General features: G+C 62.0%; 11 protein-coding genes. 7 read left to right on the top strand and 4 right to left on the bottom strand.

The annotated features are described in order from the left end of the window. Positions 1-305: 305 nt before the first annotated feature. Positions 306-1,598 (top strand): hypothetical protein, encoded by a 1,293-nt coding sequence (locus OHL11_RS09000; RefSeq protein ID WP_263371153.1) that lies wholly within the window; start codon positions 306-308, stop codon positions 1,596-1,598. A 57-nt stretch (positions 1,599-1,655) separates the two neighbouring features. Here OHL11_RS09000 and OHL11_RS08995 read toward each other — a convergent pair whose 3' ends face one another. Continuing rightward, positions 1,656-4,172, bottom strand: coding sequence for a PIG-L family deacetylase (locus OHL11_RS08995; protein WP_263371152.1), 2,517 nt, complete (start codon positions 4,170-4,172; stop codon positions 1,656-1,658). An 85-nt stretch (positions 4,173-4,257) separates the two neighbouring features. On the opposite strand from OHL11_RS08995, the gene OHL11_RS08990 reads away from it, so the two are divergent. From OHL11_RS08990 to OHL11_RS08975, 4 genes are all read left to right on the top strand, one after another. Then, positions 4,258-5,697, top strand: coding sequence for an APC family permease (locus tag OHL11_RS08990; RefSeq protein ID WP_263371151.1), 1,440 nt, complete (start codon positions 4,258-4,260; stop codon positions 5,695-5,697). A 65-nt stretch (positions 5,698-5,762) separates the two neighbouring features. Further along, on the top strand, positions 5,763-6,710 hold the full coding sequence (msrP, locus tag OHL11_RS08985; protein ID WP_263371150.1) for a protein-methionine-sulfoxide reductase catalytic subunit MsrP: 948 nt from the start codon (positions 5,763-5,765) through the stop codon (positions 6,708-6,710). A gap of 98 nt (positions 6,711-6,808) precedes the next feature. Beyond that, complete coding sequence (locus OHL11_RS08980; RefSeq protein WP_263371149.1) at positions 6,809-7,507, top strand: protein-methionine-sulfoxide reductase heme-binding subunit MsrQ; 699 nt, start codon at positions 6,809-6,811, stop codon at positions 7,505-7,507. A gap of 69 nt (positions 7,508-7,576) precedes the next feature. Beyond that, positions 7,577-9,844, top strand: a complete 2,268-nt coding sequence (locus OHL11_RS08975) for a DUF1800 domain-containing protein (protein ID WP_263371148.1) — start codon at positions 7,577-7,579, stop codon at positions 9,842-9,844. Here OHL11_RS08975 and OHL11_RS08970 read toward each other — a convergent pair. The 3 genes from OHL11_RS08970 to OHL11_RS08960 all read right to left on the bottom strand — a co-directional run bounded on the left by OHL11_RS08970 (position 9,832) and on the right by OHL11_RS08960 (position 12,167). Continuing rightward, positions 9,832-10,461 (bottom strand): hypothetical protein, encoded by a 630-nt coding sequence (locus OHL11_RS08970; protein WP_263371147.1) that lies wholly within the window; start codon positions 10,459-10,461, stop codon positions 9,832-9,834. The genes OHL11_RS08975 and OHL11_RS08970 overlap by 13 nt on opposite strands. A gap of 166 nt (positions 10,462-10,627) precedes the next feature. Then, the gene (locus tag OHL11_RS08965) at positions 10,628-11,362 is read right to left on the bottom strand and encodes a PIG-L deacetylase family protein (RefSeq protein WP_263371146.1); all 735 of its coding nucleotides are present in this window, start codon (positions 11,360-11,362) and stop codon (positions 10,628-10,630) included. 43 nt (positions 11,363-11,405) lie between these two features. Continuing rightward, a complete protein-coding gene (locus OHL11_RS08960; RefSeq protein WP_263371145.1) occupies positions 11,406-12,167 on the bottom strand; it encodes a ribonuclease HII in 762 nt (253 codons plus the stop codon). Positions 12,168-12,328: 161 nt separating this feature from the next. Between OHL11_RS08960 and OHL11_RS08955 the strand changes: the two genes are divergently transcribed. Together OHL11_RS08955 and OHL11_RS08950 are read left to right on the top strand one after the other, a co-directional pair. Then, positions 12,329-13,816: a hypothetical protein gene (locus OHL11_RS08955; protein WP_263371144.1), complete on the top strand. Its 1,488-nt coding sequence runs from the start codon at positions 12,329-12,331 to the stop codon at positions 13,814-13,816. A gap of 148 nt (positions 13,817-13,964) precedes the next feature. Beyond that, on the top strand, positions 13,965-15,080 hold the full coding sequence (locus OHL11_RS08950) for a hypothetical protein (protein ID WP_263371143.1): 1,116 nt from the start codon (positions 13,965-13,967) through the stop codon (positions 15,078-15,080). The last annotated feature ends 22 nt before the right edge of the window (positions 15,081-15,102 follow it).

The following is a 15,102-nucleotide window of genomic DNA, read 5'->3' as shown; positions in this document are numbered from 1 at the left end:
TATCTCGCGGCTCGGCGATTTGCCCACTGCACCGGTTTTGTGGCAGCCGCAGCGAAGAGGAAACGAAACGAAAATTCCGGTGTCTAAGAGATCAGCACCAGAGGAGGTGCAATATGTCGGGCCCAGGCGAAAGAGTGCAGGAAATGGCAGAAGTTGCGCACGAGCAACACGGTTTCTATAATCCGCATCATCCACCTATGGGAATTCTGGTGTGGCAGAACCCCAATGGCTCTCCCGGCGTCCTAGATGTTTTGGCGCGCAATCTTGAAACCGTAGAACCCCGAAGTCCTCGAGGAGTTTGCTTTATGAAGAAGGTCGTCCTTGCCTCGCTGCTGACGCTTGCTGTTGCAGCGCCGGCGGTTCCTCTTGCCGTAGCACAGACCCCGGCCGCCCCGGCCGCAGGTCAGGTTCAGATGTCGGAGCAGGAGTATGCGGTCTACAACAACGCAGCTACCCAGACGACGCCTGCTGCCAAGGCTGCCGCGTTTGAAGCGTACTTGAAGCAGTTCCCGAACTCCGCTGTGAAGAACGACGTTCTGAACCAGATGCTGTTTGCCTACAACCAGGCTGGTGATCAGGCGAACACGGTCGCAACTGCTGATCGCGTGATCGCAGCTGATCCGAACAACCTGCGTGCGCTGACGCTCGAGGTTTACTACCGCCGCGCTGACGCGGACAAGCTGACCGATCCGGCAGCGAAGGCTGCGGCTCTCGAGCCGGTTGCGAAGTATGCGCAGCAGGGCCTGAACGCCACCAAGCCCGACGCGATGGCGCAGGCCGACTTCGACACGTTGAAGAAGGCAACGACGCCGACGTTTGATTCGGCTCTTGCTGATGCTGCGCTGGCGAAGAAGGACAATGCTACCGCTATCACAGCTCTGAAGGCTGAAATCGCGGCTGATCCGGATGACACGACCAAGCCCAGCCCCGTGCTGCAGGATGTCTTCACGCTGGCCCAGGCTTACTACACCTCGACCCCGCCTGATTATCTGAACTGCGCCTGGTACGGCACGCGCGCTCTGGTCTACGCACCGGATGCGTACAAGCCGCAGATTCAGCCGACCGCGCTGTATTGCTACCAGAAGTACCACGGCAGCAAGGACGGCTTCGATCAACTCCAGGCTCTGGTGAAGACCTCGATTGATCCGCCGGCGACGCTGACCTCGACGATCAAGCCTGCTCCGAAGCCGGAAGACTACGTGAAGCAGATCATCGCGACCACGCCGGACCTCGCAACTCTCGCTCTGTCGGACAAGGAATTCATCCTGCAGAACGGCACGCCGGAGGATGCAGACAAGGTCTTCTCGACGATCAAGGGCAAGGCCGTAGAACTGCCGGGTGTTGTGGTTTCGGCCACCGACAGCCAGGTTCAGCTCTCGGTTTCTGATGACGCGATCCAGGGTAAGACGGCTGACTTTACGGTCAACCTGAAGACCCCGGCAACGAAGGTTCCTGCGGCTGGTGACAAGATCACCGTCGACGGCACCTACGCTAGCTACACGCAGAAGCCGCTGAACATCACGATGTCGGATGCGACCATCGTTCCGGCGAAGAAGCCGGCAGCTCCGGTCCACCACACGGCTCCTCGCAAGCGCTAAGCTGCGAGTCCCCAACAAGAACGGCCTCCCGCATGGGAGGCCGTTTTGCTTGCGCAGCTACTGTGCTAGCAGGTTGGCGAAGAGTCGATAAGCGCCGGGAACCGCTTCTGGAAATTGCCGATAAAGCGCAAAGGCAACGTACGTCCAATGGCCTTTGCCAAGCGAGGCGGTGATGATGCCGCCACGTTGGGGCTTCTGCGGCAGAATGTGTTCCTCAGCCGCGCCGGGATCATGCGTCTCCGTAAGCGCGGTGTAACGCGCATCCCAGGTCTCGAGGAAGCCGTGGCCTCGCTCTTCTACCCAGCCGTTGAAATCTGCGGAAGTGACGACGTTCGGCGTCGTCAGCAACGTGTTTTTTGCGTCGAGCAATTTCACCGGAGCCGTTTCGTCCACGACCTTCTCGTTCGCACCGAGTGAGAGCGGGAACGGTGCGTCGTCCGCGACGAATTCTGTGGTCTGGTACTGCACGATCACGTTACCGCCGTTGCGTGCGAACTCAAGCAGCTCCTGTGTGGGAGAGCCGTGCAGATCGCTATGCGCCGCGTAGGTGCGCACACCGAGGATGACCGTGTCGAACGCAGAAAGCTGTTGCGCGGTGAGGTCACCGACAGTGAGCTTCGTAGCGTGAAGTCCCATCGCGGCAAGCGCTTCGGGCACGGCATCGCCTGTGCCGGGAAGATAGCCGATACGACGCTTCTCCGGTAGGCGCAGTCCTGCAGGCGCGATGAACTTCGCCGGACGCTCGATGAAGTTTGTGCGCGGCAGATCGCCGTAGCCGACCGCGCGCAGGTGGGCTCGCAACTCAGGCGTCGATGGCAAAATTTGCAACGGTTGTTGATCCGCACCGTTCGTTACGACCACAGGTACGGTGAAGCTGAGGCCTGCCGTAATCTTTGCCTGAACGATAAGAGGCGGATGCGAGAGCGGAGCGTTCCGCAGCACTTCCGCAGTGAGATCGTAGATGGGCTGCTCGATGTTGTTTCGCTTGAAATAAGGCAGCGTGGGCCTGAAGCGTGCAATATCGTTTGCAGTCAGAAGGATCGTGCTCGCCTGCGGATTCGCCGTCCCGTTCGACTCGCTACGAATATTGAGTTCCCACAGCTTCGCCTCGTCGAGCGTTGCATACGGTGCGTCGTATTGAACGGTGATCGCGAGTGGATTGCCGGGGGCGATATCGCCTGAGACAGAGGGCGCTGAAGCCTGCAAGTGAATGCCCAGTGCAAAGTAACGTGCTTCGTCGATCTCTGCTCGCTTTGCCAGAAGCTCATGACGGAGACTGGCACGCTCTTGCGCCGATAAGCTCAAGAAGCTGCTATCGCCATTCTGAGCGTTTGCTTCGCGGAGTGATGAGAGCAGTTCATCCATGCTCGCTGCGCTCTGCTGCAACAGCGCGTCAATCTCTTTCAGAGAACCGGAGGGCAATTTCTGCGTCGCTTGATCGAGCAGGCTCTGCACATGCTGCAGCCCTGTGCGAAGAGACGCCGGAGCCTCGGGTGCGACATCCGCTATCCCGACGAGACTCGTGTCGATGCCATCGAAGAAGTCGCGCTTAGGGCCAGCCATTTCCTGCGCAACGCGGGAGCCATAGAGGTGGTACGCCACATCGAACGCACCCTCTGGTGCACTGCGGCCGCCCGGACCCATCTGCGACTTCTGTTGGCTCAAGCCGCGACGCGCAAATTGCACGTAGCTTACCGGGCCTTCCCCTTCGGCAGAGAGCAGTGGATCAACCTGCCCCTCATGCACACCGACGTCCGCCTCTGGCGGAGTGGATGACGTCTTGCCTGTGACATAGTTGTGGAACTCTGCAGGCACGTACTGATTCGTGGCGTAGTCGTAAAGCCCCTGCTTGCTGATCGCGCTGTGAGGCACGCGCGCATAAACGCGCAACGGCTGCCAGGGGTAGATGCCTTCCTTTTCCATCTCGGGGAAGACCTTCGGATCGCCCGCTGCGACAAAGGCTTCCTGCGCAATCTGGCCGGAGACCTGATGCTGTCCGTGGCCGTCGGTCACGCCGCCGATCCACGTCGAGGTGATCACGAGGGGACGGAAGATGCGAATCGCGCGCACGGCGTCATAGAGCACGCGCTCATGGGTCCACTTGCCGAAGCTCTCCGCCTTCGTCTTCGAGAAGCCAAAGTCCACCTCGGTGCCGAACATCTGCGTGATGCCCACGTAGCGGTCGTTGGCGAGTAACTCCTGTGTGCGCAGCAGGCCGAGCGCGTCTTCGAAGTCGCCGGTCATGGCGTTTTGTCCGCCCTCGCCACGCGTCAGCGAAAGGTCGGCTACGCGTGCTCCCATGCCGCGCGCGTAGAAGGTCAACATGCCCCCGTCTTCGTCGTCTGGATGCGCGACGATGTTGAGGATTGACGCACGGGTGTTCAAGCGACGGAGCATCTGCTCCAGTCCTCGTTTGCCCTGGTCGATCGGCAACTCGCGACCATCACGCGGCTGCATACGCTCGCCGCTGAGGTTGGCGGGGTCGGCGAAACGGGGCAGCGACGCTGCGGGTTGTTGCGCAAGAGCCGAGGACGCGACCGCAGTCGCGAGCAGAGCGGGGATGATTCGCTTCATGCCGAATAGATTCGCATAGCCTGCGTCAGGATGCGACCACGAAGAGGGTGCTGCCCGGAAGATCGCGCCTGTACACTCGGACGAGATGACGGACGCATCGCCCAATCTGCATCGCTCGCTGTCGCCGCGCGGCGCACTCACGCTGAACCTGCTCGACATGATCGGGGTCGGACCCTTCCTCACGCTGCCGCTGCTGGTGGCGGCGATGGGCGGGCCGCAAGCGATGCTCGGGTGGATTCTCGGCGCGTTGCTCGCGGCATGCGATGGCCTGGTGTGGGCAGAGCTCGGCGCGGCGATGCCGCACGCGGGCGGCACGTACCGCTACCTTGCCGAGATGTTTCCGGGCAAGTGGGGACGCTGGCTGAGCTTCCTCTTCGTCTTTCAGCTCTGCTTCAGCGCTCCGCTCAGCATCGCGAGCGGATGCATCGGCCTCGCGCAGTATGCAGGCTTCATATGGCCTTCGTTCGCTTCGCAGGCGAGCGTGCATGCGCTGCATCTTGGCGCGTACACCGTCGGCACGGTGACAGGGAAGGCAAGCCTGCTGGCCGTCGTCGCGGTGGTCGTTGCGACTACGTTGCAGATGCGGAGCGTGGGAGCGCTGCGAGGGCTTGCGACGTTCATGCTGGGCGTGGTGCTGCTGACAATCTTCGGCGCCTGCGTGACCGGAGCACTGCGCGGACATTGGTCGCAGATCGTGGCATTTCCGCCTCATGCCTTCGCGCCCAACCATACGTTCTTCCTCGGGCTCGGCTCGGCGATGCTGGTCGCGACCTACGATTACTGGGGCTATTACAACGTTACGTTTCTTGGAGCAGAGGTGCGTGATCCGCAGCGCACGATTCCGCGCGCTCTGCTGGGGTCGATTGCGATCGTGGCCGTGCTGTATCTCGCGTTGAACGCCAGCGTGCTGAGTGTGATGGGCAGCGATGCGCTGCTCAAGGTGCAGACGCTCGGCGAACGCAGAGCGATGCTTTCGACGTTCATGGTGATGGCGTGGCAGCCGGTGGTCGGCAGTGCACGCGCTTATGCGATCGCGGTGGTTGCGGCCGTGTGCGTGATGATCACGGCGTTTGCGAGCGTCTTTGCGCTATTGCTCGGCTATTCGCGGATCCCTTATGCCGCCGCGCGCGATGGCAACTTTCTGCGGTCGTTTGCAAAACTCGATAGCAAGGGTGACTTTCCGGTGGTCTCGCTGCTTGCGCTCGCGTTAGTGGCCTGCGCGTGTTGTTTTCTGTCGCTTGCGGACGTGATCGCAGGGCTTGTTGTCCTGCGCATCCTGCTGCAGTTCATGCTGCAGCACGTGGGCGTGATGCTGTGGCGCAAGCGCGTGCCGGATGCACCGCGTCCCTTCCGCGTCTGGCTTTACCCGTTGCCTCCGGTGCTCGCGCTGGTGGGTTTTGGCTATGTCGTTCTTTCGCGCGCGCACTTTGCTCGTGAGGTCATCTTCGCAGCGGTCATCGCGGTGCTTGGCACGATCGTCTTCCTGCTGCGCCGCAAAACATCCACAGAGCTTTCCGCCACGTAGAGTTAGAGACGCGCTTGTTGGCACCCTTCGCTGCTGCTGCGCGTCGAATGAGAAGAGGAACGCCGATGCTGTTACGAACTCGCCAGGAAATTCCCTCCAGTGAAATTACTTCGCAGTCCGTGATGCGCGAGTTTCAGCGCAACCGCCGACAGTTTCTGGCAGGGCTGGGAACGATGGCCGGAGCCGCGATGCTGCCGCGCACGATGTTTGCAGCGACAAAGCTGAACGCCTCGCCGACGAAGTACAACCTCGGCGACATCACGCCGCAGTCGAAGGTGACTTCGTACAACAACTTCATCGAGTTTGGCCCAGACAAGAGCGACCCCGAGCGCAACGCGCAATCCATGCATGTGCGACCGTGGACGATCCAGGTCGACGGCCTCGTGAAGCAAAAGAAGACGATCGACATCGACACCCTGATGAAGCTGCGGCCGATCGAGCAGCGCGTCTATCGCTTCCGTTGCGTTGAGGGTTGGTCAATGGTGGTGCCGTGGGACGGCTTCTCGCTCGGTGAATTCCTGAAGACACTCGATCCTTTGCCCAGCGCCAAGTTCGTGCAGTTCTTCACGCTGCATGATCCGAAGCAGATGCCTGGCGTAAACTCTTCGGGCGTCGGCCCGCAGGGCTATTCCGAGGGGCTGCGCATGGATGAGGCAATGCATCCTCTGACACTGATGACCTTTGGCAGCTATGGCGAAACGCTCGCCAACCAGCAGGGCGCACCGATTCGCATCATCGTGCCGTGGAAGTATGGCTTCAAGAGCCCGAAGTCGATCGTGCGCATTCGCTTCGTCGACAAGCAGCCGGAGACGACGTGGAACGATCTGAACGCGCCGGCGTATGGCTTCTACTCGAACGTGAACCCGAGCGTCGCGCCGTGGCGTTCGCAGGAGCGCGAACGCGTGCTCGGCAGCGGCTTCCTGCCAAAGATCGTGGGCACGCAGCCGTTCAACGGTTACGGCAACGAGGTGGCACACCTGTATGCGGGCATGGATCTTCGCGTGAATTACTAAGAGCGGATCACGAAAAGTGATTTCTCTTTCTGCAGCCATGCGGCGACAATAGCTGCAACGTTCTTCGTTGATCCCGCTCGTTGAGGTGCTGTCCGCTCATGCCAGGCAAAGTGATTCCGTGGCTCAAGGTCGTAGTGCATCTGCTGTGCCTGTTGCCGCTGCTGAAACTCCTCATGATGTTTCACTCCGGCGCGCTGGCTGCGGAAAGCGACCCGGTACAGTTCCTCACGCACTTCACGGGGCTCTGGGCGCTGTGGCTGCTGGTGTGGGACCTCGCGATTACGCCGGTGCGACGCTTGTCGCCGAAGCTGTCGTGGCTCATCCGCTTCCGTCGCATGGTGGGCTTGTACTCGTTCTTCTACGCCACGCTGCACATGCTGGTGTACGTGTTCCTGTTCTCGGGGTATGACACCGCGACGGCGCTTGAAGGCATTCGAGCGCACCACTGGGGCGTGCCGTGGCAGCAGTTGAAGCTCATCGTGCCGTCGATGATCGACGACGTGAAGCAGCGCGCGTTCATCCAGGTCGGCCTCATCACCTGGGTCCTTCTGCTGGCGCTCGCGATCACCAGCCCGCAGCGTGTCCTGCGCGCAATGGGCGGCAAGAACTGGCAGCGCCTGCATCGAGTGGTGTACGTTGCCGGGTTCCTAGCGCTCATGCACTTCTGGTGGTCGCTGAAGAAGGGGAACAACGCTCCGGCGGTGGTTTCGATCGTCTTCTTTGCGTTGATGATCGCTCGTCTGGTGTGGACCCTTTGGCAGAAGCGCAAGAAACGCGCGCGAATGGTCACCGCCTAGGCAACTTCGGTTTGCCAACTGTGTTCTCGTAAGCAGAGACTGTTTGCGCGCAGGTGGAGGTGTGTCCCGATGAAGTTGAGTCCTCTGGCGTTGGTGTTGGCTTTCCCATTGAGTGCAGGCGTATTGCCGCGTGCGAATGCGCAGGCGATGAGCGACACGAAGATGCAGTCGCCATCGCAGCAGGACGCGCCCGCGGACGAGATGCGTCCGCCCGACTCCGATCGCAGCAGCGACACGTTCGCGAAGAAGGGCAAGGCCGCGTTTCCGCCGAAACCCGCCGCCACGAGCGCGCAGATGCTTCCGCTGAATCCCCGCGATCGCGTGGTGCAGATGTTGAACCGCTTCGGCTACGGCCCGCGGCCCGGTGATGTGGACCGCGTGTTGGCGATGGGGGCGGACAAGTGGTTTGAGCAGCAGCTCAACCCCGCAAGCCTCAAGGACGCCGCGCTCGACTCGAAACTCCGCGACTATCCGACGGTGAACATGACGCCTGCGCTTGCGGCGCAGGTGTATCCGTTCGTGACGCAGGTGGACATGGTCACGGAAGGCAAGATGCCGTATCCCACCGATCCGCTCGACAACGCGGTGATGGAAGTGCAGGTCGCCAAGCGTGTCGCGAACAAGACGCACCGTGACGCGGACGGCAAGGTGATTGCGAAGCCTGAGTTGAGCGAAGCCGAGAACGCTGCGAAAAAGCAGCGGGAAAAGGAACGCGCGACGCAGCTTGCAGCGCAGTTACTGGTGCTGCCGAGAAACCAGCGCATGGCGGCCATCGTGAAGCTGCCTGTTGAGGACCGGATCGACCTGACGCGCAATGGCAACCTCACTGGCGATCAACACAACTTGCTAACGTCGGGCTTCACCGCACATGAGCGCGAAGCCTTCAACGCGATGAGCGGCGAGACGAACAGCGCGTACTTTCTTCGCGATGAGCTGGCGCAGGCACGCATCCTGCGCGACATCATGACCGAGCGACAGCTCGAGCAGGTGATGACGAATTTCTGGTTCAACCACTTCAACGTCTACATGCCCAAGGACGGTGACCAGTGGTACACCGCGAGCTACGAGCGCGAGGTGATTCGCAAACATGCGTTGGGCAAGTTCGGCGACCTGCTGCTGGCCACCGCGCAGTCACCGGCGATGATGGTTTACCTCGACAACTATCTCTCCATCGGGCCGGATTCACTGGCGAATGGCGTCGACCCGCGGAATCCGGACGCGAAGCGCGGCGGCCGCGGCTTGAATGAAAACTATGGTCGCGAAGTGATGGAACTGCATACGTTGAGCGTGAACGGCGGCTACTCGCAGGGAGACGTAACGGCGCTTTCGGCGATCCTCACCGGTTGGGGCGTGGACCGCGTGAATCAGGGCGGCGGCTTTGCGTTCGACTACAAACGGCATGAGCCGGGGCCCAAGTACTGGCTGGGCTATCGCATCAATGAGGACGGTACGGCCACGAAGATCGCTGCGAGTGAAATGCCGAAGCAGAGCTTCGGGCCAAGCGATCAGGTAGCGACGCCGGAGAGCATCAAGCAGGGCATCACTGCTTTGAAGATCCTTGCGGCAAGCCCGCAGACGGCGCACTTCGTGTCGCAGATGCTGGCGCAGTACTTCATCGCAGACACGCCTCCGCCTGCGATGGTCGCGCGGCTGGAGAAGACGTACGCGAGCACCGGCGGCGACATCAAAGAGATGCTGCGCACGATCGCGCATTCGCCGGAGTTCAACTCCAGGCTGTACTTCCACAACAAGGTGAAGACGCCCGAAGAGTTCATCGCTTCCGTCTTCCGCGCGACGGCGACCACGCCGGACAATCCCGGCCAGCTTTCCAACTCCATTCGCGATCTCGGCGAGCCGCTGTATAACAAGCTTGAGCCGACGGGCTACTACCTCACCGCAGATATCTGGATGAACTCGAACGCGTTGAAGGAGCGCTTGAACTTCAGCTATAACCTCACGACGGGACGCTACGGTTCGCAGAAGTTTGACGCACCGAAGTTGCTCGCCATTGGCCTGATGACTCCTTCGGGTTCAGGGCAGATCATGCCGACGTCCACGCAATCGGCGCTGCCCGCAACACCAACGCCGGGCGCTAAACGTGTCGGCTACGAAGCCAGCGCGCAGGAGGCAGCACCTACTCCCCCCGCACCGCGCGTTGGCCCCATGGTGACAATGCGAGTGCTCGAGACGACGATGATCGGCACTCCCGTATCGCCGCAGACGAACCAGCTCATTCAGAAAGAGCTGGCATCGCAGCCGGAGTCTGCCGATCCTGTCGGCATGTTGAACCTGCTCTCGGCGCTGGTGATGGGCTCGCCAGAGTTTCAGTTACGTTGACGTCCGCCGAAGCTCTTATAGAGCGAAAGCGTCACAAGCAGCTGGTTCGCGTGGCTAGCGGCAAAATGATAACCGCCCGCGTCGTAACCAGGGAGCATCTGCCGCTCGTAGCGAGCCTCCGGACGCAAACCAAAACCACCACGAATCGGCAGGTTCGCACCTGCGCCTGCACCGAAGTAGCCACCGTTCGCGGTGGTGGTGTTCGCACCGGAAAGAATGGTGCTACCCGCATAGTAATACTGCGCCGCGACGGTATCGCTGACGTGCAGCCCGCCTCCTGCCACGAGCAGATATGACTGCGCGGGGCGGTGATGAAGCAAGCCAAAGCGCACCACGCCACCATAGTTCTGCAAACGTTCCTTGCTGTCCACCGAGATGACAGAACTGCCAGAAAGAACTTCGGTATTTTGGGCTTCGCCAGCGCTCTGGTATGCATATTCGGCGCCGACCGAGAGATGATCGCCGAAGTGGATCGCTCCTGAAGCCACCAGCGCGCCGTGCGCTGATCCCTGGCTGAGATTGTTGAAACCGCCGCCGACGGAGACATCGGTTCTTTGCGCGTGTAGCGGCATTGTGCCACCCAGCAAGGCCAGGGACAGCAGTAGATATTTGGGCATTACAGTGAAGCTCCTGAGGATACGAGTTACGGGTGTTGTGGAAACGATTCTATCGTGAACAGACGTATAAGAATCTGACTTCGTGAGCAAAACTCGCAGTTATCCGCAAAAGCAAGAGGGATACGCTCGTTGCGTATCCCTCTTGTTGCTCGAAGCGAGTGATCCCTTAGACGTCCGCGACGCCTTCGAAGAGATCCGTCGACTGACGTGCAGGTTGCGGGACGGTAGCGGCTGCCAGCGTGTAGTGCTCGCTCTGTCCGTACCTGGCGAACGCGTCAGCGGTCGAGTGCATCACCGGCGCCTGCGAGACATGCTGGCGGAAGGCTTCCTGCTTGCGCTCGAAGACGTCCTTGATGTCGAGGGTGCAGGTCCACGGCGCGAGCAGCGGGATGTGACGCTCCGGCAGCACGAAGCTGCTGGTGACGTAGTAGAGGCGCTGCGGCTGGAAGAGCGGGCCTGCGTCCGGGTAGCGTTTCGCATGACCTGCCCAGTGAAACGCCGCCGTCGTTGCTGCCGAAACGGTCGTGTGGTCCGCATGCGTGTTCAGCGCGCCTTCGCCGCCGAAGGTGATGATGACGTGCGGGCGAAGCTGGCGGATGCGCTTCACCAGTTCCGCGCCCAGCGACGACAGCGATTCGAACTCGAGTTGCGCGTCCTGGTAGGTGAGCAGCTCGAAGTTCTTCACGCCGAGCACCTTGCACGAGGCCTCGAACTCCTGGCGACGCATGGCGCCGAGTTCTTTACCGGAGGACGAGGTGCCGCGGTGTGTCGCGGCCTGGCCGTCGGTCAGGCAAACGACAGAGGTTTCCACGCCGCGGTTGGCGGCGAGCGCAAGTGCTCCGCCGAAGGCGAAGCATTCATCATCAGGGTGAGCGCAGACGCAGAGAAGCCGAAGTGCCATAGACACCTTATGTTAGCGCGGATGCGGGGACCGCGCAGCCTGGCTAGGCTTCGAGCGCTTCCTGCTCGTCGCCGAAGAGCAGGTCGGCGGTGTCGAGGAGCTCGTCGAGGCTGGCATTAGGGTCGAGCCGCGCCACGGGTGCAAAGCTGCGCCGGTGCATCGGGGTGGGACCGTGTTCGCGCAGGGCCTTCTGGTGCGTCGGGGTGCCGTAGCCCTTATGTGCGGCCAGGCCATACTGCGGATGGAGCAGATCGGCCTCGCGCATCAGCGCATCGCGATGCACTTTGGCCACAACCGACGCGGCGGCGATGGACAGGCAGAGCGCATCGCCGTAGTAAAGCTTCGTCTGCGCACAGGGATGGTCGATCAGCATGGCGTCGAGGATGATGTGGTCGGGCATGACGGCGAGCGACTGCACGGCCTGCAGCATGGCGAGGCGCGAAGCCTGGTAGATGTTCAGGCGGTCGATGGTCGCGGCGTCGACCTCGGCGATCGCAAACGCCAGCGCGACCTGGCGGATCTTGCGGTCGAGCTTTTCGCGCTGCTCCTCGTCGAGCTGCTTGGAGTCGGTGAGGCCCATGCGCGCGAGCACGGAACACTTCTCCGGCAGGATGACAGCTGCGGCCACGACGGGGCCGTAAAGCGCGCCACGACCCACTTCGTCCACGCCGGCGATGACGCGATAGCCGTGGTAACGGAGTGCCTCCTCAGGTGCGGAGCTGCAGACAAGCTGCCGCAGCATTTGCTGCTTTGCGGTAGCCTTGGTGACACCGACAGGTTGCGGGATGCGGAAGAGTGTGCCCATGATTTTCGTGTTCGCCGCAGTGTCCTTGCGGTTTCCGCTTCCAGTGTAGAAGACGCGCGGCGTCTGTTTCTTTTGGGCAATGGCGATACCGCATCAGCCAAGCTAATCTAGTCTTTCGCAAGCGGATGGCGGCAGCCAATGACAAGCGTATGGGGCCAGTAATGACGCAGAAAGTGTGGTGGTTTCGAGGGTTTGCGACGGGCTTGCTCGTCGCCGCAGCGCCTCTGGCGCTGGCGCAGGACGCGACTCCTCCGAAGCGCATCAGCCTGCATCCCACTACCGACAGCAGCGCGCCCACGCCTTCCACATCCACGCCGCCAGCCACGACCGCTCCGGCGAGCGCCGCTCCAGTGGCGACGGCCCCGGGCGTTTATGCGCAACCGGCGCGGACGTCTGTTGCTGCTCCCGCCTCCTCAACGCCGGCACCGGCCGCGAAGACTGCTCCGGTGTATCCGCGGCCGGTCTACGCTCAGCCGGTTTACGCTCAGCCGGGACGCGAGACGGCTCCGGCCACTTCTGCTCAACCGACTGAAGCCGCTCCCGCTCCGGCTCCAGCCTCGCCGCGGAAGATCGTGCTCTTTCAGCCGAAGACAGAGGCTGCTCCGCCACCTGCGAGCACACCCGAGCCTGTGGCTCCGCCTGCTGCCGAAAAACCCATTGAGACGGAAGCCGTGGAGCCGCCCGCTGCGGCCCCAGCGCCCCGAGCCACTCCGGTCCGGGGTAAGCCGACGCGCAAGCCGATTCATCCCGCCGCGAAGCAGGAGCTGATTGTCGTTCAGGGCAAGCCGATGCTCGATGAGTTGGGCGTGCAGCGCACGGACGCGGACGGCAAGCTGATGTTCGAGCCGGAAGAGCGCCAGCTTCGCGATAAGAACGGCAAACCCGTTTTCGTGAAGGGCAAGCCCGTTTTTCAGACGCCCGATAACCTCGGCTACGACGAACGCGGTCGCCGCATTCGCCCGCCGAAGGAAGAGACCGCTCGCCGCACAGGATTGAAGATCGAAAGCGGCGCGCTTATGGTCGACGGCATCGTCGGCAAGGTGCGACTGAATTACGAGATCGCCGAGTTGCACTATCTCTACGTCTATGTGCCGGACACGGGTGTGATCATCATCGGCACCGGGCCTTTCGCGGGAGCGACGCGTCAGTTGGGCGCATTCCGCGGCGAATCGCTGAGTGTGCACACGGAAGAGCACACCATCAAGCTGAGCTCCGACAGACCGTTGATCGGGAACAAGCCGCTGCCTGCGTATGTGGCGGTGGATCGCGGCTTCATCCTGCCGCATGCGCCGTTTCCGGTGCTGGGTTACGGGTCAACGCGACTCGCACCCTACGTCTGGCCCGGCAGTAAGGCCGAAGCTCAGCAGCAGGGTGTTTCTGCGGCCGCGCCGGAGATCAAGAAAGAGTTGAAGCCGCGTCTGGAAGGGCAGGCCTGCGCTGCAGGCGTGCGTTGCAGCGAGGTGCAGGAGACCCCGACGCCTGCGACAGCGACTTCGGCACCCAAGGCCGCGCCCGCGGGGGCTCCGGCTATCCCGACCGCGCCTGCAGCGGATGCTCCGCCGGCCGTGACGGACCCCACACCGGCCAGGCCGCCAGTCACAACGGACCCCGCGCCGGCCGCGCCTGCATCGGAGACACCGAAGCAGTGATTCCGCCACGAAAGGATGTCGCCTTTCGTGGTTCGCCCTCATCGCAATCTGCTGGCATTACACAATTTGCGCGGCTATGCTTCATTCCAAACGCCTTTATCTAAGCGCGGATGGCCTTGAAGCCCCGCGCATTTTGGAGCCCGCCGTCATGCTTCGTAGACCGCAGCTTTTCGCTTGTACCTTCTTCTTGTCCTTCGCCGGGGTCGCACCCTTCACGTTGGCTGCACAGACCGTCGATCCTCAGGCCGCGACGCAAAATGCGGCACCGCAGAACGCCACGCCTGAGAGCGATGGAGCTCAGCCGGACATCGCAAAGCCCGTTGCCTCTGCTGCGGCGATCGCCCCGGTGAAGATGCCGGTTTACGTGAAGAACGGCAAGAAGGAAGAGTACGTTGGTCCGGCGGAGATCATCGCGCTGCCCCCTACGCCAATGCTCGATGAAGAAGGCAAGCAGCGCGTCGACCCGGACGGCAAGTTGATGTTCAACGCGCCGGTAAAGCAGCAGCGCGACAAGAAGGGCAATCCGTTCTTCAACGAGAAGGGAATGCCGGTCTTCCAGACCGCCGCGGACCTCGGCTATGACCAGCACGGCAAGAAGATGCGCGCCGAGAAGGTGAAGCCGCCTAAGCTTACGCCGCTGTCGATCGCTCGCGGAACGTTTACGGTGGATGGCGTCGTCGGCAAGGCCGAACTGAACTACGAAATCGCCGATCTGCAGTTCCTCTATCTGTATGTTCCGGGGCTTGGCGTGACGGTCGTTTCCAATCACGCGTTCCCGGGCGCGAAGGAACAGAAGAACGCTTTCGATGGCAACACCCTGACCGTGAAGGCGGATGATCACACGCTGCAGTTGAGCGGCGAAAAGCGTCTGCTGGGTAAGGTGCCGACGTCGGCATTCGTCGTCGTGAACCGTGACTTCGCGCTGCCGTCGCGCTTCCCGGTGGTGGGATACGGCGCCATTACGCGCTCGCCGTACAACTGGCCGGGCAGCCACGCAAACCAGCAGATCGCTGGTGTGACGGCCCCGCCCGTTCCCAGGGACCTGCAGCCGCAGATGGCGCTGAAGGCTTGCCCGGCCGGACAGATGCGTATGCCAGGACCGGCAGCGTTGCCGGGACAGGTGCTGCCGCCGCAGCCTTGCGCACCGCTGGCTGTTGCACAAGCCGCGCAGAAGGCCTGGACCGCCAAGCAGGCGGCTCGTGCTGCTGCGGCTACGGCTCCTGCGCCGGTAAGCGTGGCGACGACGCCGGTAGCCACGCCGTAAGTTTTATCTCGGTGGACCGCCA

The organism is Granulicella cerasi, assembly GCF_025685575.1.
GTDB classification, from domain to species: domain Bacteria; phylum Acidobacteriota; class Terriglobia; order Terriglobales; family Acidobacteriaceae; genus Granulicella; species Granulicella cerasi.
The sequence above is the reverse complement of the archived record's forward strand: the minus strand, read 5'-3'. Positions and strand labels throughout refer to the sequence as shown.

Bases quoted from the DNA above. Each gene is read 5' to 3' on its own strand.
- OHL11_RS09000 (WP_263371153.1), top strand. From the start codon at position 306: ATGAAGAAGGTCGTCCTTGCCTCGCTGCTGACGCTTGCTGTTGCAGCG.
- OHL11_RS08995 (WP_263371152.1), bottom strand. From the start codon at position 4,172: ATGAAGCGAATCATCCCCGCTCTGCTCGCGACTGCGGTCGCGTCCTCG.
- OHL11_RS08990 (WP_263371151.1), top strand. From the start codon at position 4,258: ATGACGGACGCATCGCCCAATCTGCATCGCTCGCTGTCGCCGCGCGGC.
- msrP (WP_263371150.1), top strand. From the start codon at position 5,763: ATGCTGTTACGAACTCGCCAGGAAATTCCCTCCAGTGAAATTACTTCG.
- OHL11_RS08980 (WP_263371149.1), top strand. From the start codon at position 6,809: ATGCCAGGCAAAGTGATTCCGTGGCTCAAGGTCGTAGTGCATCTGCTG.
- OHL11_RS08975 (WP_263371148.1), top strand. From the start codon at position 7,577: ATGAAGTTGAGTCCTCTGGCGTTGGTGTTGGCTTTCCCATTGAGTGCA.
- OHL11_RS08970 (WP_263371147.1), bottom strand. From the start codon at position 10,461: ATGCCCAAATATCTACTGCTGTCCCTGGCCTTGCTGGGTGGCACAATG.
- OHL11_RS08965 (WP_263371146.1), bottom strand. From the start codon at position 11,362: ATGGCACTTCGGCTTCTCTGCGTCTGCGCTCACCCTGATGATGAATGC.
- OHL11_RS08960 (WP_263371145.1), bottom strand. From the start codon at position 12,167: ATGGGCACACTCTTCCGCATCCCGCAACCTGTCGGTGTCACCAAGGCT.
- OHL11_RS08955 (WP_263371144.1), top strand. From the start codon at position 12,329: ATGACGCAGAAAGTGTGGTGGTTTCGAGGGTTTGCGACGGGCTTGCTC.
- OHL11_RS08950 (WP_263371143.1), top strand. From the start codon at position 13,965: ATGCTTCGTAGACCGCAGCTTTTCGCTTGTACCTTCTTCTTGTCCTTC.